This window comes from Morganella morganii H1r (assembly GCF_000633515.1).
Classification (GTDB): Bacteria; Pseudomonadota; Gammaproteobacteria; order Enterobacterales; family Enterobacteriaceae; genus Morganella; species Morganella morganii_B.
The window spans coordinates 21,501-39,591 of record NZ_AYMP01000071.1; the positions used below are offsets into that span (position 1 = coordinate 21,501).

Consider the following 18,091-nt stretch of genomic DNA (forward strand, 5'->3'; position numbering starts at 1 on the left):
ACAATGAAATAAAACAGATAGACAGAAGCAAGATAAGGAACTAAGTATATACACCAATGACGACGGTACCAATATAACATTAATTAATACATTAAGAAAAACAGGTGAATATTAAATATTCATAAATTAATCATGTCATGTTCATCATGTAATTTATTTATCTTTTTGTCACATAATTCACTTACAATAGGGTAATAACACGGTAATACAGACTTATCCGATATCGGTATGAACGTATGGCCTTTATTTTTAAGCGACGTTTACTCAGTGTCTTTTTATATTTTATCTTGATAATTTTGTAAGGCTGATTATTGCCTTCACAACTCATTTCTTTTCAGAGGTATATCCGTGGATCAGAAATTTCTTGATTTTTACAATCGGGAACTTACGTTTATGAAAGAAATGTCCGGTGAATTTGCGGAGAAACATCCGAAAATTGCCGGTCGTCTGGGCATGAATGGTATTGAAGTTGCTGATCCTTATGTTGAGCGGCTGATTGAAGCCTTCTGCTTTATCTCCGCACGTTCCCAGGTAAAACTGGATGCAGAATTTCCGAAATTCACCCAGCGCTTTCTGGATGTCATTTATCCCAATTATAATGCTCAGACTCCGTCAATGGGTGTGATACAGCTGCATCCCAATACCAAGGAAGGTGATTTGTCAAACGGCTATCACGTTCCGAAAAACAGCCAGATGTTTACCAGGTTATTACCGGGTGAACAGTCACGCTGCGAATTCCGCAGCAGCCAGGATCTGACATTATGGCCGATTGAGATTGAAGATGTCCGGCTGACGTCAATCCCGCCGGATATTTCCAGCCTGGAAAAATACCGGATATCGTATTCACGCCTGAAAGGCGCACTGCGGATTAAACTGAAGCTGGACGGCGACAACCTGTTCTCTCAGCTGGAAAACCTCGACAAACTGCCATTTTATATTGATGGTGATGAGCGCGTTGTTTCTCATATTTTTGAACTGATCCACGCACATTACGTCGCCATGATTGTCCGCACCGGCGGCAGCGAGAAAAAAGATACCACGATTGTTAAGGGTGGTGTTTCTTTCGAAGGTTTACAGCCGGATCAGGCATTATTGCCGGTTCAGTGGAATATGTTCCACGGTCATAATCTGGTTCAGGAATATTTTGCCTGCCGCCAGCGCTTTTATTTCTTCACGCTCAATCATCTGCGTGAGGCATTGCGCAAAAATGACACCAACGAAGCGGAAATTATCATTCTGCTGGATCGTTTTCCTCAGGATCTTATCAGTCACATTGATAAAGACCGTTTTCTGCTGTTTTGCACGCCGGTCATTAACCTGTTCCCGAAACGAATCGATAAAATCGAAATTAACCGTGCGCTGAATGATTTCCATGTGGTACCGGACCGCAGCCGGCCTCTGGACTATGAAGTCTTTTCTGTCAACAGGGTGATGGGACAACAGGCAGAAAACAGCAGTGAAGTCGTTTTTAATCCGATTTATCAGACCCGTCACAGCGACTCCGGTAATTTCGGACGTTACTTCTCGTTGCGCCGGGAAACCCGCGCCAGCGGCAGCGCGCGCCGTAAATATGAAACACTGACGCCGTATATCGGCACTGAAGTCTTTATTTCCCTGGTCGATCAGCAGGAAGCACCGTTTGATGACGATATCCGGTACCTTTCGGTCGAAGCGCTGGTCACAAACCGTGACCTTCCGCGTCTTATTGACCGGAGCAATGACTATGATTTGACACTGTCAGATTCTGTCCCTGTGTATGGCGCCAATTTCCTGTCACAGCCAAGCCCTCCTCATCCGCCGTTTGCCCGCGGTGAGTCCGCCTGGCGGCTTATCCGTCAGCTCAGTTTTAACTATCTGCCACTGCACGATATGGATCATAACCGGGGTGGAGAGTCACTGCGTAACCTGCTGCGTTTGTTTGTCAGCCCGGCTGACCAGGAATCTATGACACAAATTGACAGCCTGGTCGGCAGTAAAACCAAACCGGTTATCCGCCGGTTACCGGGCAATGAATTGCTGGTCTACGGCCGTGGCGTTCAGTGTGTTCTGACCGTGGATGAAATCGGCTTTTCCGGGTTAAGTCCTTATTTATTCGGGTTAGTAATGGAAAACTATTTATCCCGCCACGCGGCAGTTAACGTCTTTACCGAGACGGAACTGCACTCAATGCAGCGCGGACTGGTTGCCAAATGGACACCACGACCGGGCAAACGCGGGATTTTATAATGAACCATCAGCATCACAACATGTTAAGCGACTTGTCGCACTGGTATGACGAAAACGAGCCATGGAAAAGTGGCTTTATCAGCCTGATGCGGGCAGTCGCGGCTAAATATCCCGATATGCCGCCTATCGGGACGGCATCACGTCCCCAGCAGGAACCTTACCGGCTGGGACAGACACCGAATATGGTTTTTGCACCGCGTGAAATAGCGGATATCTCTCACGACGGTAATTTGTGCCACATCGATCTCTACAGTCTGGGGATTTGGGGGCCGCAGGGTGCAATGCCGGTCAACTTTACCGAGCAGGCCTTTATCCGGCTGGAACATCAGGACACCCTGCTGCGCGATTTTGTGAATATATTTCACCACCGCGCGCTGTCACTGTTTTACCGGAACTGGTTTGTATCGCAGGATGTGGCCACGCTCGATCGCAAAGATGACGAGCGGTTTTCTTTTTATATCGGCGCACTCATCGGCCTGGTGCCGGATGAAATCAGCAACTCCGTACTGCCGACACACGCCCGCCTCTCTTCTTCGTCTCATCTGATTCGTGAAGCGCGTAATCCGGAAGGTCTGGCCGGCGCCCTGGAGTATTACTTTGGTATCCGGGTAGAACTGCGGGAATTCACCAAACAGTGGATTTTTCTCGAAACCGCCGATCAGACCCGGATGGGGGATCTGAATTCCTCATTACTGTTATCGGAAGGTGCCATTCTCGGCAATACCGTCCAGGACAGACAGCATAAGTTCAGTCTGATTCTGGGGCCGTTAACACTGGAACAATATATGCGCTTCAGTTTGTGGGGAGAGGATCTGCCGATTCTTAAAGAGTGGGTCCGCAGTTTTGTTGGCTTTGAATACGCCTGGGATGTACAGCTGGTGCTGGCCCCGGATGCTGTTCCTGAAGCCAACCTCGACGGCAGTCATCAGCTGGGTTATGCCGCCTGGCTGCCGCGGGAAAAACAGGACGAACCGATATCGGGCATGAGTTTCGATCCTGAAACTCACCTGAACTGAACCGACATGCTTAAACAGATAATGGAATAATGACCGTGAGCGAAGAACTGCAATCTACTTTTCAGTCTGACTTTTACAAAGAGATCCTTACACCGCTGGAAGGAAAATTCGTCTGCGGCGAAAGTATTGAATATGATCCTTTATACATCACATTACAGTCCAAAATGGCACCCAAAATGGGGGCTGAATACGGTGACTTTGTCGAAACAACAGAACCGGTTAACTGGCGTGAAATTGAAGGTGACTGTCTTGAATTACTGAAAAAAAGCAAGCATATCCGCCTGATCGTTCTGTTAATCCGTGCCCGCAGCCGCCAGATTGGCCTGTTTGCTCTGGAAGAAGGGTTAATTGCGCTGTATCAGTTGCTGAAAGACTTTCCGAATGAAATTCATCCTCAGCTTTATGATGAAGGTGAGTTTGAACCGTTTATGCGTGCAAATGCCATTTCCGAACTGGAAGATACGGATGGCTTTATGCTCGATTTACGTCAGATGACGCTGCCGAAAATTAACGGGCTGCAACTGACCGTCAAAGACGTTGAACGCGCATTTGCCATTCCGAAGGAAGAAAATGCCCTCGCGGAAGAGAGTGTCACCGGTATTCTGAATGAATGGCGTCTGAATAATGATAAAACCCTGGCTTCTCTGAATAATGCCGCTCTGATTCTGGACGCTATCAAAAAGCTGACCCGTGAAACACTGGAAAATGAAACACCGGCACTTCCGGCACTGACTCAGGTACTTTCTTTATTCAATAAAGACCTGACCGCTAACGGTAAAAAACCGGCTGCTGGTGTCTCCCCTGACGGTGATGCCGATTTAACCTCTGAATTAGTCTTTGCCGGTGATGAGCCGGGGGATGAAGCCCGTGGTCTGGCTGTGGATTCTGTCAGCAGCACCACAGAAACCGTGGTTGATGGCGATACCACAACTGTGACAACCGAACGTGTTGTCTATCGTGACAAAGTAATTAACACCCGGCAGGATGCCCTCGAAAGGATCCGTGAAGTGCGGGCATGGTTTCAGCAAACCGAACCCGGTAACCCGATTATTTTGCTGCTGAGATACGCCGAAGAAGCGGCAGGAAAAAATTTCCTTCAGCTCAGTAAATTATTCCCCGCTGACATGCTCGCTGTTTTGGATATCAATAAGGATATGTCATGAAAATAAAATTACTGGCGGCGCTGACCGCACTGGGAATATCAGGTAATGCGCTGGCTGCGGTATGTACAGCTGTAGAACCACCTAACTATCAGACCGAAAAATTGGAGACGCCGGCTACAGTAATTGAATTACGGGCTGATGCCCCGATTAGCTCGACTACACCTATCGCGCAAATAAGATCTACAGCGCTGAGTCAGCCGGTTCACTACTTCTGTGACTCTACCACTCTTATCGGGAATCGTCCGATTATCGTACCTGATATCGACCCTAACTATGATGGTATGTACAAAACAAAAATCGACGGTATCGGCGTAAAATTTACGACATCCGCACCGTCCGGCGGCCCTACCGGTGCGTTACCAAGATACAATATAAAATACACTGCAGATGAACAGGAGGGAGGTGGTAGTCGTTTCATAGCACCGCAGGGGATCTTTATTGCCTCATTCTATAAATTAGGGAACGTCGACCTTAATACAAGCTATCCCCTGCAGGCCTTATTATTCAGTGCCGGAGAAGTTGGCAGTAATAACATTGAGAATAATGCTGTTTCAACTTACTACATGAATCCTGTTCAGATTGTCAGTACCCCCGTATGTAAAGTCGATTCTCCGTCACCTGTCGATTTTGGTACTGTCGTTGCTGCCGAAGTCCGGCAGGGAGTGAAAAAGCCATTGCAGTTTGGTATAGAATGCAAAACAGATTATGGCTCTTATGGTGTCATCGCTTCAATAAAGGCTGATAGTACAATAAATGGCGGAAGTTATATTAAAGTCCGGGACAGTAAAAATAATGAAGAATCTTTGTTCATAGCAATAACAGATGACAAGGGCAGTCCTGTAAGGGTCGATAACTCAACGAAAATAAGTCAAACTGGTTTAAAAAGCGGACAGAAAGCCAATTTCGGATGGCAGGCAGAACTCAAAAAGCAGGATGGGACACCGTATCCGGCACCGGGGGAATTCAGAGCATCCGCTATCATTACCCTGGATGTTAAATAACAGAAACGCATGATGAAAAATACGATCTTTATCAGTATAGCCAGTTACCGGGATTCAGAATTAATTCCGACATTAAAGAATATGGTTGAACATTCTGCCAGCCCGGAAAAATTATTTATTTCTGTGTGCTGGCAGGATGAAAAACCTGACTTTTCTGTTTTTACTGATATGGGTGCAACAGAAAAGGAATATTCTGAAAACAACCCGGATGTTATACGCCTTAGCTACCTGGGAGCAACGCTAAATATTCATTTTGTGCAATATTATCAGGCGAAAGGTGCGTGCTGGGCCAGACATTGCTGTGAACAATACTATACTGATGAAGATTATTTTCTTCAGATAGACTCTCACTGCCGTTTTATTCCGGATTGGGATAGTGAACTCATTGAATACTATCTGTCCCTGAAAAACGATTTCAGAAAACCGATTATTTCCGGCTATCCGCCGGGCTATACCCCGGCAACAGAAGACAAAGAAGAAGAACTCCATCAGGCCGTTGCCAGAATGGTATTTAATCATTTTAATGACATTGATATCCCTTCATTTATCCCGGTTTCTCTTCTTGATCCGGAACAACATACCCGGGGATGTTTTTTAGCCGGTGGTTTTATTTTTTCCGCAGGTCAGTTTGTACTTGATGTTCCCAATGACCCACAGATCTTTTTTCTGGGGGAAGAGATATCGATGTCTGCAAGAGCATTTACCCACGGTTATGATGTCATCTATCCCAATAAGATATTTCTGTATCATTTTTACACCCGTACTGGTTGTGACAGAATCTGGGGAGATCATACAACGGAGAAAAAAGAAAAAAAAGTCGTTGAAAAAAGCTGGGTTGAACGGGATAAAATATCAAAAGGCCGGGTTCGTCAGCTATTAGGTATTCAGGAGTCTGATGATATTAACCTGGGAATATATTGCTTAGGTACAGAACGGACACTGGAAGAGTATGAATATCTGACCGGGATATTTTTTAGTGAACAACTGGTGGACAAAGCACTGCTGAGTAATACCAAGCCTACCTATTTTGAGCATATGCCGGCATCACGGGATGTATGGATATCTCAGTTATACAGTGATTATTACAAGACGGTTGACATCAATAAATCCGAATTAACGGCTAATGACGATAGTATTGATTACTGGTCATTGGGTGTATTCAGCGAAGATAACCAACTTATTGCCATGCAACGTCTGACAACCGCAGAATTTGCGGAACAGGAATCCGTTAATAATAAAAACATTTATCAGTTTGAAATAAAGCTGAAAGATAAATCTCATCTTATTCCTAAAAAACTCCGGCTGGCTCCCTTCTTTACGGACTGTGGCTGGGGAGAAACAGTGGAGAAGGTATGGTAAACAGTCAGGATGTCTTTAATAAGATAATGTGTATTGATGCACTTATTGATTTGGAGGCAATTATTCCTTCTTTATCAGAGTTGCAACTGAACTTATCGACGTCTGTTCAGCAGTTCCGTGATTGTCTGGAACTGGAGGATCCTTATTTTGAGCACTCTGAAAATTTCTGCCGGCTGCTCTGTATTTATCTGGATAAAATCATCCTGAAATACACAGACAGCCAGCAGCTTTCCTGGGCACCTTATTTACTGGAAAATTATTTCTACGGGTTTGACCGCGAACCTTTTGATGTCGCAGAACAACTGACACTTTTTTCAGCTGAAAAACGTAACGCCGTATTTTTACCGGCCTATCAGATGGCTTTGCGGTTATCCGGATTGCCGAAATATAAAACCGCACTGAAACCGATAATTCCGCTGTTTGAAAAACGGCTGCCGCTGCCGCCTGTGGCTGATCCCGTGACACCACCGGCACCGGAAATACTCAAACCCGCAGAATATCCGGCACCGGTGAGTTACCGGACAGTGAATATGCCGCTTATTTTTGCCGCTGAGATCCTCTGCCTGATATCGATTCTGATTTTTGTCTGGCTCTATATTCGTGACACACTGGATACCCTGATTAAATGAAAAATTTTGCCACTGTAAAAAAATGGCTGATTATTTTATTCAGTCTTCTTGTTCTCACGCAGGCAGGACTCGCTGTTTATGATAAAGCCCATCTGTTTATCTGGCTGAGCGGGCTGTGTCTTGCACTGTTTATTATTGCAGTTCTTTTTGCTGTCCGTATCAATGAACATTCAGAGGTGATTGTTCATGATGATGAAACAGATACCCTGACAGCACCTGAGATCGTCTTTATTCTCGGGCCTTATGCCAGGACCTGGTTCAGCCGGCAGGATGAGGATGATACTCTCCGGTTTGATAACAGAATTATCTGGATGCTGATAAATAAGCCGGATGATATTCACAAGCAGATTGCAGCAATCAGTCAGAAACACCGCCATTACCAGATTAGCGCTATTTTCCCGGTATTACCGGATGGTAATGATTCCGATATCCTTTTGCTGAATAAATTGCAGGGCTGGAAAAATTCGTTTTCCCGCAGTCAGTTTGAGCAGCAAATTCCCTGCACCTTAATTATTTATTCACGTATGAGCAGCCAGCGGTTTGCGCATGATCCGGATAAAGCAATCTGGATCGGGCAATTTAATCTTTATGATACAACATCCCGGCCGTTCCGTGATGAAATAACGGCGCTGCGCAAAGAACTGAATACGGTTTACCTGCAACCTCACGCAATTGCCTCACAACACCGTAATGCACTGGCACTGTCCACACTGAACTGGCTGGACGAAGCCGGTCTGATGACAGAAATAGAATCCCTGTTTTCGGAGAGCGTGCTCAGTTTTACCAATCTGATGTTTTCTGATTACGGAAACGGCCCGACCCGCCACGGTGCCTGGTCCCGCTGGATCCAGAAAAAATTTACGTTGCTGCCGCGGATATCGTCATATCTTACGCTTCCGCCATTACCGGTTAATACCGGTGAACCACCACCGCAGATCAGAAAACAATCGGTTGAAATGACACCGGTTCCTTATCAGAAGCTGCGCTATTCATTCCTGTTCATTCCGGTACTGCTTGCCGGCGCAATAGCGGGCAGCCTGCTCTGGTCACTGGACTTTAATATTCAGCGTAATTCCATCGTTAATAATCTGGTCGCTGAATTTGATGCAACCGCACCCAATGCATTACAGCAACGTTTTACTATTATTCAGCAGATGAAAAATTTATCTGATGCTATTTCACATCATGATAAGCCCTATTTCTTTATCATCGAACTGACACCATCCGATATGTTTATCAGTAAACTGGATAAATCAATTACAGAGTTTTCCCGTAGCCCTCTCTATGTGGCACATGATAAAAATATTGTTTTTGATATAGGCAGTTCGCAGTTAAAGGAAGAAAATACAGAATATCTGATGCCGGTATTAACATTTATTAAACAAAATCCGGATATGAAAATTTTAATTGAAGGTTATACCGACAATACCGGCAGTGATAAAACCAATATTAACTTATCACTGAACCGTGCCGAGCAGGTAAGGCACTGGTTACAGAAATCCACCGGATTTCCGGATACCCACTTTGTTACCAGAGGCTTAGGTGCCCAAAATCCGATTGCAGATAATGATTCTCAGGATGGCAGAGAACAAAACCGCCGTGTTGAAATCAAAATTTATCAGGAAAATCAGTAGTTATATATTTTGAGGATTATTATTTATGAGTAAAAATAACGAGTACATTATTCCTGAAGGCAGCTTCATTACATCAACGCCTGATCTTGATAATACAATTAATATTCTGATTTATCGTGATCCTATGCTGAATGAATATAATATTATTGTTCACAGGGCATTTCTGGATCAGGATGAAACAGTTGAGGAATTTTGTGAAAATGAAATCACTAATTTTACCCGTGATTTACCCGGCTTTCAGGAAGAGGGAAAAATGATCACCCATGAACTGGGGCCGATGAAAATGAAGGTGGTGCAGATTGCCAATAGTTATCTGAAAGAAGGAGAACGTCTGCAACAAGTACAGTCACTGATTAAGCTGCCTTATCATAAAGATACTAATCCGAATAAGAATCGTTTAATTATCTTTACCCTGAGCCGTACCGGTGAATTTACGGAATATCAGCGGAAGCATTATGTTCGTGTGTTAAACAGCTTCACACCAAATTCGACCTTTGGATTATTAGGCTGATATATCTCCCCTATTTTTGAAATAGGGGGGTATTTTACATCTGTCATTAATTAATCCAGTTTTCGGGTAAAATTATGTCTTCTGTCTGTTACTGTATGTTCGATATCACTCATACACACTGACTGATAACCTGCACATGGATAAATAGCATACCAATTGTCTTTTTCCATCAGGGTATTCCAGAAAAAATCCAGGCAACACTGATTTCTGGGTACACCACTTCTCAGTTTTTCTTCTGACCTCAGGAAACTACTTCGCAGCGTACTGTAATAGTGCTGATTGACGATATAACTATTCGCTAAATATGAAAAATAAAGGCGATAAAAACAATTATGTTCCTGACTGATTTTGAAGTAACTTCCTGATAATAAGCCTGCATCCCAGGATGTGCTCATCAGACTGCTGAAAAAATAATTTATCCTTTCCCGGGATTCATTATCATCATTAAAAATCATATCATCTTCCAGAACAAGAACATTGTTCCATTTATTTTCCTCCGCCATTGTCATGACACCAATATGAGAAAGTGTACATCCCAATGTACCATTATCATTTTTGACTGCATCAAAACGTATGATTTTTTCAGGTGGCACACCCAGACTACTTAACTGAAACTCAATACTTTCCCGGCGGTCTGTTCTTTCTTTGAGATTAATATAGACAATTTTATCAACAAAATTCCAGTAAATTTTAGCCATTTATTTATCCTGACATTATCGAAGTTAATAATCCATTTACTATCATATTATCACTTATATAATATCTATTATCCTGTATCTGGCGGCCTGATTTTAGAGGATAAATCTGTTATTTCATGAAAAAAGCCGCCCTGTAAAGGCGGCTGAACCATAGTGCAGATAACGGACATGAATATTATTTTTTATGTTTAAAATCAATTACCATACGGCCGGTAAATTTGCCCTGCTCCATCTCTTCAAAGATGGCATTGATATCTTCAAGCGGACGCATCGCCACTTTCGGTACCACTTTGCCTTCCGCACCGAAGCGGAATGCTTCTTTCAGATCTTCACGGGTCCCCACCAGCGACCCCACAACCTCGATGCCGTCCAGTACCAGACGCGGAATACTCAGATCCATGGTTTCAACCGGCAGACCGACCGCCACAACACGCCCCGCCGCCCGGACGCTGCCGACTGCTGAGTTAAAGGCGGATTTGGCTACTGCGGTGACGACTGCCGCATGCGCGCCGCCGAGGTCTTTCTGAATGATCTCATCGACATTATCCGTTTTCGGATTCAGGGTCAGATCAGCCCCCATCTCTTTTGCCAGTGTCAGTTGTTTATCATTAACGTCAATAGCGATCACTTTGGCATTAAAGACGTTTTTGGCATATTGCAGCGCCAGGTTGCCTAATCCGCCGAGGCCGTAAATCGCCAGCCACTGGCCCGGTTTGATGCCGGACACTTTAATCGCTTTATAGGTGGTAACACCGGCGCAGGTAATACTGCTCGCTGCGGCTGAATCCAGACCATCCGGTACTTTTACCGCATAATCTGCGGTGACAATGCATTCTTCCGCCATACCGCCGTCCACGGTATAACCGGCATTTTTAACTTCACGGCAGAACGTTTCTTTGCCGCTGTTACAGTATTCACAATGACCACAGCCATGGAAAAACCATGCCACACTGGCACGATCACCGACTTTCAGTGAGGTAACGCCTTCTGCGATTTCAGTCACCACACCAATACCTTCATGCCCGAGGATCACACCGGATACATCGCCGAAATCGGCATTTTTCACATGCAGGTCAGTGTGGCACACACCACAGCATTCCATTTTCAGCAGGGCTTCTCCATATTTCAGCGGGCGTAATGTTTTCTCTTTGATTTCTACGGTCTTATTTTTTGCGACAACAGCTGCTTTCATAGTTCACCTCAGTGATAGAGCAACAGAAAAGTTATGTTCAGTTCAGCAACATAACGACCATTAACGGGTTTATTCTAGCGTGAAATGCGAAATAATACTGCACTCTGAATGCCAATGATTTCAGCTATCATTAATAAGAAATATTGCATTCACAGTGTATCAGCCATTGGCGGTATAGATTTCACCACGGTATGTCAGCTGCCCCTCCGGCACAAAAATACCGTATTCAACATCAGGCCGGGGTAAGACTTCCTGTCTGTTATGGTATCACCGTGTAAATATACGGGGCTGCCTGACAGGATCAGCGTTCACGCAGGGCTTCGCCGGCCCGGTTCAGCGGTTTGACCAGATAACGGAGAATCGATTTGCTGCCGGTTTTAATATCCACTTCCGCAACCATCCCCGGGAAGATCTGAAACTCTTTACCGGCTTTATTAATCAGCACATCACGACTGGTGCGGATCAGCACACGGTAATAGACATGGTCACGCTGAATTTCATCCTGCAGCGTATCCGGGGAAATCAGGATCACTTCCCCGTCCAGCCCGCCGTAAATCGCATAATCATAGGCCGTGATTTTGACCAGTGCCGGATCATTCAGGCGGATATGCGCAATATCCTGCGGGGATATTTTTGCCTCGACAATCAGCTGATCATCCAGCGGAATAATATCCATGATTTTCCCGCCCGGCGCGATAACCCCGCCGATGGTATTCACTTCGATATTTTTCACAATCCCGCGTACCGGTGACACAACTTTGGCGCGCTGCAAAGCATCATCCCGCGCCCGTATAACAGATTCCAGCTCTTCCAGCTCTTTATTGACTTCCGCCAGTTGTTCGCGGGCATTCACCACATATTCATTACGCAGTTCCTGCTTTTTACTTTCCAGTTCGGAAATCGTCCGTTTCAGGCGGATTAATTCCACCTCACTTGATGCACCGGATTTTACAAGGCGCTGCAATATCATTTCTTCACGGCGGTAAAGCCCGAGGGAATCCGTAACCCCTTTGACAGACTGCTCCAGGCGTTCTTTGCGGGATTTGTACAGACGCTGTTCGGCATTCACCAGTTCGGTATCCTGCTTCACATCATCCGGAATGACAAACGCCCCGGAAGAGACTTCCGCCTTCAGACGTGCTGCTTTGATAAGGTTTGCCTTATAGCGGCTGCGGCTTTCATCCAGTGAGGATTCGAACCGGGTTTCATCCAGATACGCTATTGCCTGGCCTTTCTCAACAATGGCCCCTTCACGTACTTCCAGTGAGGCGAGGATCCCGCCCTCAAGTGACTGGACCACCTGTTCACGGGATGACGGAATAATGTTGCCCTGCCCTTTGGTGATTTCATCGACATCAGACAGTGCCGCCCAGATAAGCAGAATGATAAAGAAACCGAGGATCACCGCAGTCAGCCGTGCCAGACGCGGCAGACTTGGTTCGTGCCGGCCGCCGTAGAAAAACGGCACACCCCGCAGATTGGTTTCCGGCTCCTGCTTTATGGCCTGAGGATTTACTTTTTTCATCTCAGTTCTCCGCCTTTGCCGGTGCATCTGAGCCGGACATCAGATTTTTAAGCACCTCATCACGGGCACCGTCCAGCGCGATCCGTCCGTTGTTCATCACGATAATCCGGTCGGCCAGCTGCAGAACGCTGGTGCGGTGAGTAGTGACTATCAGCGTCTTATCCTGAGACCAGGTTTTCAGCCCGGCGATCAGTTTCTGCTCTGCGATTTCATCCAGTGCGGATGTCGGTTCATCCAGCAGCACGATATTCGGATCGGTCAGGATAGTCCGGGCCAGCAATACCGCCTGGCGCTGGCCGCCGGATAACCCGATCCCGCCTTCCCACAGCACCCGGCTCAGTCCCTGCGGGCTGCTGCTGACCAGATCCGCCACCCCGGCTATCTGCAATGCCCGGATAATCTGCGCATCGTCCGCTTTCGGTGCCCCCAGTGTCATGTTGTCACGCAATGTGCCGTGCAGCAGGCGGGAGTTTGCCCCGAGATAGCCGATATCCCGGCGGACATCATAAGGATCTATCGCTGCCAGATTGATGCCGTCCAGCCGTATCTGTCCGGCCACCGGATCCAGTAATCCGCTCAGTGCATAAAGCAGCGTGGATTTTCCGGATCCATTACGGCCGAGAATCGCGATTTTTTCGCCGGGACGGATAGTCAGCGAGCCGATAGTCAGTACCGGGCTGGCCTGCAAATCATAGGTGATCGCCACATTTTCAAATTCGTAATGGCCGGTCAGTGACGGCTTGTGAACAAGCCGGGTGCCGTACTGCGCATCCACCGGTTTTTCCATCAGTTCATTAAGGCTTTTCAGTGAGACTTTCGTGGACTGCCAGCGCGCCAGAAGACCGGAGATCTGCGCCATCGGTGCCATCATCCGCGAACTCAGAATCGATGCCCCCAGCAGCGCACCGGTGGTAATCGCTCCGTCCATCACCAGAAAAGCCCCGCACAGTACGGTGACCGCAAACACCAGGGTCTGGATAGTCTGGCTCCAGGTCATCAGCCCCTGCGTGATAAATTTCACTTTGAGGCTGGTATCCCCCACTTTCTCGTTCAGATAGTTCCATTCCTGCTGAAAACGCGGCTCTGCGCGGTGGAATTTAATATCTTCCGCACACTGAACGGCCTCAATTAATGACGCATTACGCAGTGTGCTTTCACGCATTGCTTCATTGGCAAGAACGCCCAGTTTCGGTTGTAACAGCAGGCCCGGCAGGATCATGACAAACAGCGCCACCAGCGGCACCAGTGCCAGCGGCCCGGCAATCAGCCATAAGATCACAAGGAACAGAAAGAAGAACGGCAGATCAGATGCGGCAGTGACCGTGGTTGATGTGATGGTTTCCCGGACGTTTTCCAGCTCACGTAACTGAGACACAAAGGTACCGGTTGAGCGCATCCGCTCTTTCATCCGGATACGCAGGGCATGGCCGAAAACAGTATCGGTGATTTTCAGATCCGCCCGCTTACCGATAAGGTCAATCAGCCGTACCCGCATAATCCGCATGGTGAACTCAAATCCCATCGCGATCAGCACACCAACAAACAGCACCAGCAGGGTCGGAATGGATTTTCCCGGAATAACGCGATCATAAACCTGCATTGAAAACAGAATCGAACTCAGTGCCAGCACATTAGCCAGCAGTGCCGCGATCAGCACCGAAGTGAAATATTTGCGGTCGCGCAGAACGATGTCCCAAAACCAGCTCTTTTTAAACGGTTTGATGTAGTCATCCACCCGTGCATCCGGCACGTTGCGTTCCGGCCGCGTCAGGATAACGTCACCGCCCTGAGTCAGCTTCAGCAGGTCATCCATCGTCACGTGATTTTTATGCTGCCCGTCCCCCGGCAGGATCACCTGCACGCGGCCGTCCGCAGAGATGCTTTCCGCATACATGGCTTTTCCGTCAGGGAGAGCCGCAATAAACGGCAAATACCAGGGATTCAGCATCTCCCGCGTCAGCGGCACCCACGTCAGGGTCAGTCCGGTATTGCGGGCCAGGCGCTGAAGTTCAGCCCGGTTTTCTGTTCCGCTGCTGTAGATAAAATTAACTCTGACATTCTCTTCCGAGACCGGCAGACGATAATGGCGGGCAGCAAGCAGTAACGCCTGCAGCCAGCTTTCACTGTGTTCGTTTTTTTGTTCTGAGATCACCGGAGACTCCGAAGAGATTCATTGGATAACTGTAAACTTTCGCGGAAACGGCCTAACTGAGAAGAGCAACTGATACTGGTTGCCAGATAGTCATATTTTGCCGCCGCATAATCGCGCCGGGACTGATGCCATTCCTGATCCGCATTCAGCAGGTCAATAATACTGCGCTGACCGAGTGCCACATACTGCTCCTGATAAAGACGGGTCACGTCTTTCAGGGAGAGGTTACGGGAATCGAGCAGCTTCATGCGCTGTTCCAGTTCATTCAGGCGGATTTGCTGGTTACGCCGGTTATTCTCAACCACGTTTTGCGTGTGCTGAATGTCCGCATTGGCCGCATTTTCCTGATAACCGGCCATACGTTGTTTGGATCCGCTGGTGTAAAAATTCGACAGCGGCACATTCACCGTCAGTTCAACGCTGTGATCTTCCCGGCCGTAACGGTCGGTATCTTTTGCATCAAACCGCTGCTGATAAGATCCCTGTAATGCAATACTCGGCATCGACTCACGTTTGGCTGCCTCGCGGTCACTTTGCGCTATCGTTAACCCGGCCCTTGCCACCAGCACAACCGGAACAGTATTAAAATCAATATCCTGTGAATAGCACTGCCGGCTGTACAGTGCGGCATCTATCGGCTGCGGGGAGAGCTGACCGACCGAGATCCCGGTCATCCGGTTCAGATTCAGGATCTGGTTTTCGTGCTCGAGCTTCAGGGTATTGAGCTGCAGCCGCGCAGTATCAAGGCGGGCTTCCGCCTGCACCAGATCGGCACGGGAAGCCGCACCGGCGGCAGTCCGCTCACGGGCCAGATCGGTAATATGCTGCACCGACACCAGCTGCTCTTCCGCCAGCACGATATAGTCCTGGTAACGTTTGATATCGAGATACAACATCGCGGTTTTTTCCGCCACTTCATCGGCATTAACAAAAACACGCAGCAGTGACTGATCACTGCGGGCCGTAAGGGAATCTATCTGTGATGACACCCGGCCGAATGAATAGAGCAGCTGGCTGACACTGGCGGTGGTGACATAGCCTTTATCACTGTTATTCAGAGTGCGGGAAACACCGAGTCCCGGTTGCGGGTAATATTCGGTTTCTTTCTGATACACGGCTTCCAGCTGAGCGCGGTACTGGTTTACCAGCCCGGAAAGCCCGGCATCCCAGTCCAGGGATTTGATCACCGCATCCTGTAATGTCAGGCCGCCGGGAGGATTATTTTGCCCTGCCGCCGCAGCTGTTACCGCGCCGGTTGCAGCCGGTTGTGACTTCGGCAGGTTATTCTGAATAGAACGCTGGCGGATGATTTCTGTTTCAGAAGCTACCGGGTCGCCGGTCAGCGGCACCAGCGGTGCCACAGAGGGTGCGGGTACAACCCCTTTTCCGGCCGCCGGTCTGACGTCCTCTCCGCTGTCCCCGGTCAGTTCGGGTTCCTGTTCAGCTTCCATTGCCGCTTTATAACCAAATGCACCCAGGGAAACCGCCGCAGGAACCTGATGTATATAAATACCGGTCATGATGGCGGCCACAGAAAGATTGCGTATAAACCAATTTACTTTCACTGCTCAGACCTTATGCTGACTGATACCGGTGCAGGGTATTTCCGGCCGGAATTATGATAATTACCACCATCCGGGCTGCATGATAAAAACAGCCGTCAGACTGATGAATGGCCCGGAAGCTCAGCGCATCTGTAGCATTGAGCGGAATAAGCAGAGAAAAAAGAATCTGTTCCGGGATAACTGCTGAACAGCGCTAGCTTATCAAAAAGTCGAAGGGATTTTTCGGTGATAGTCATAACATTAAATGTTAACGTCAGGCCAAATAATCTGAATAACAATCGGCAGACAAAGAAATATATGGCAATAATTTTATTACCTTTAGTACATCAGCACCCGTAAATGAAAATCATAATATATTATTTTAAATAACAATAATACAAACAGATTATCACAACGAAAACATCATTATACGATGAATAATATTTATATTTTATTATCCACCATATAATGATCAGTCTGAGCGGATCATCATGTCACAATAAACGTATTACCGCCCGCAGTAATGTTTTGCAGCGTTATAAACGTCTGTATTCGGGAACACAGACAGCTTTTCAAGCTCACTGATATTCATATTACGGATATCCAGTCTCCGGCTGTATATAATGCGGTCATTCATCAGATAGACTTTGGAAAGCTGGTGACCGGAGAAGTTCAGACAGTCGAGTGACCAGGTATCCACCACACGGTTGAAAAACATACCGTTAGGTTTTCCGTTATCCAACATCTCAATTTTCTTATCACCCGTAGTCTGAATCATAAATGAAAAGGTGATATTCAGTGTGCTGTCCATTTTCGGATTTTCCCGGGTGAAAAAAAGACTGAATTCATTTTTCTGATCGCGGATACCGGAATCAACCCATTCGGTCTCTGCTGTACTGAGAATATCACCACTTACACCAGGCAGTGATGACACCGTCGTATTGACAGGCTCCGGTACGGATTTAAGCATTTTTTCTGCTGATGAAAAAAAGCTGACGGCTGACAATGATAATAAAAGCACGCCGTCCCGTATTATACTGTTTGTTTTATTCATAAGTATTCACATCCCTGTTTTATTTCGTCCGTGAAACGGTGCCTATCCTTACCATAACCGGACAGGATAAATACAACAAATTTCGGCTAATCGGCCTAAAATTCAGAAAATACCGTAATAGTTGTAATATTAACAGTAATATAAAATACATATCCGGATATAATGATTTTCAGTTATATTCACATGATTTTATTCATTGTGTTGCCCGCCGAGAAAAATAATCCTGTCCGCTGACTCAATCGTCGACTCGCGGTGAGCAATGATAATCCGCGTGATCGGCAACTGACGGATCGCCTGATTGACGTAAGATTCACTCTCTTTATCCAGCGCGCTGGTGGCCTCGTCCATAAACAGGATGCGTGGCTTACGGTACAGGGCGCGGGCGAT

At 47.0% G+C, this 18,091-nt stretch carries 14 protein-coding genes and 1 pseudogene; 8 read left to right on the forward strand and 7 right to left on the reverse strand.

Going from position 1 to position 18,091, the window contains the following annotated elements:
- The first annotated feature begins 348 nt into the window (after positions 1-348).
- From tssF to U868_RS0122325, 8 genes are read left to right on the forward strand one after another with little or no spacing between them, the layout of a single operon-like run.
- Positions 349-2,226: a type VI secretion system baseplate subunit TssF gene (tssF, locus tag U868_RS0122290; RefSeq protein WP_025155218.1), complete on the forward strand. Its 1,878-nt coding sequence runs from the start codon at positions 349-351 to the stop codon at positions 2,224-2,226.
- Positions 2,226-3,242, forward strand: a complete 1,017-nt coding sequence (gene tssG / locus U868_RS0122295) for a type VI secretion system baseplate subunit TssG (protein WP_025155219.1) — start codon at positions 2,226-2,228, stop codon at positions 3,240-3,242. Before tssF ends, tssG begins: the two co-directional genes overlap by 1 nt.
- A 35-nt stretch (positions 3,243-3,277) precedes the next feature.
- Entirely contained in the window at positions 3,278-4,405 is a 1,128-nt protein-coding gene (locus tag U868_RS0122300) for an ImpA family type VI secretion system protein (RefSeq protein ID WP_162817286.1), read from the forward strand.
- Entirely contained in the window at positions 4,402-5,406 is a 1,005-nt protein-coding gene (locus tag U868_RS0122305; RefSeq protein WP_025155221.1) for a fimbrial protein, read from the forward strand. Before U868_RS0122300 ends, U868_RS0122305 begins: the two co-directional genes overlap by 4 nt.
- 12 nt (positions 5,407-5,418) lie before the next feature.
- Positions 5,419-6,765 carry a GlcNAc-transferase family protein gene (locus U868_RS0122310; RefSeq protein WP_025155222.1) on the forward strand — a complete coding sequence of 449 codons (1,347 nt, stop codon included), beginning with the start codon at positions 5,419-5,421 and terminating at the stop codon, positions 6,763-6,765.
- Positions 6,759-7,394 carry a hypothetical protein gene (locus tag U868_RS24255; protein WP_025155223.1) on the forward strand — a complete coding sequence of 212 codons (636 nt, stop codon included), beginning with the start codon at positions 6,759-6,761 and terminating at the stop codon, positions 7,392-7,394. The genes U868_RS0122310 and U868_RS24255 overlap by 7 nt, the downstream gene beginning before the upstream one ends.
- Entirely contained in the window at positions 7,391-9,028 is a 1,638-nt protein-coding gene (locus U868_RS0122320; RefSeq protein WP_025155224.1) for an OmpA family protein, read from the forward strand. Before U868_RS24255 ends, U868_RS0122320 begins: the two co-directional genes overlap by 4 nt.
- Positions 9,029-9,053: 25 nt before the next feature.
- Positions 9,054-9,539 (forward strand): DcrB-related protein, encoded by a 486-nt coding sequence (locus U868_RS0122325; protein ID WP_025155225.1) that lies wholly within the window; start codon positions 9,054-9,056, stop codon positions 9,537-9,539.
- Between the two features lie 50 nt (positions 9,540-9,589).
- On the opposite strand, the gene U868_RS0122330 is transcribed toward U868_RS0122325, so the two are convergent.
- The 7 genes and pseudogenes from U868_RS0122330 to U868_RS0122365 form a co-directional block, all read right to left on the reverse strand.
- Entirely contained in the window at positions 9,590-10,237 is a 648-nt protein-coding gene (locus U868_RS0122330) for a glycosyltransferase family 25 protein (RefSeq protein ID WP_029991542.1), read from the reverse strand.
- Positions 10,238-10,412: 175 nt separating this feature from the next.
- Positions 10,413-11,429: an alcohol dehydrogenase AdhP gene (gene adhP / locus U868_RS0122335; RefSeq protein WP_025155226.1), complete on the reverse strand. Its 1,017-nt coding sequence runs from the start codon at positions 11,427-11,429 to the stop codon at positions 10,413-10,415.
- 301 nt (positions 11,430-11,730) lie between these two features.
- Positions 11,731-12,906 carry an HlyD family type I secretion periplasmic adaptor subunit gene (locus tag U868_RS0122340; protein WP_430623543.1) on the reverse strand — a complete coding sequence of 392 codons (1,176 nt, stop codon included), beginning with the start codon at positions 12,904-12,906 and terminating at the stop codon, positions 11,731-11,733.
- Between the two features lie 49 nt (positions 12,907-12,955).
- Positions 12,956-15,106, reverse strand: coding sequence for a type I secretion system permease/ATPase (locus U868_RS0122345; RefSeq protein ID WP_025155228.1), 2,151 nt, complete (start codon positions 15,104-15,106; stop codon positions 12,956-12,958).
- Positions 15,103-16,671 carry a TolC family protein gene (locus tag U868_RS0122350; RefSeq protein WP_162817287.1) on the reverse strand — a complete coding sequence of 523 codons (1,569 nt, stop codon included), beginning with the start codon at positions 16,669-16,671 and terminating at the stop codon, positions 15,103-15,105. Before U868_RS0122350 ends, U868_RS0122345 begins: the two co-directional genes overlap by 4 nt.
- 487 nt (positions 16,672-17,158) lie before the next feature.
- Positions 17,159-17,620 carry a hypothetical protein gene (locus U868_RS0122360; RefSeq protein ID WP_162817288.1) on the reverse strand — a complete coding sequence of 154 codons (462 nt, stop codon included), beginning with the start codon at positions 17,618-17,620 and terminating at the stop codon, positions 17,159-17,161.
- Between the two features lie 273 nt (positions 17,621-17,893).
- Positions 17,894-18,091: pseudogene (locus U868_RS0122365) on the reverse strand (multidrug ABC transporter permease); the annotation flags it as partial.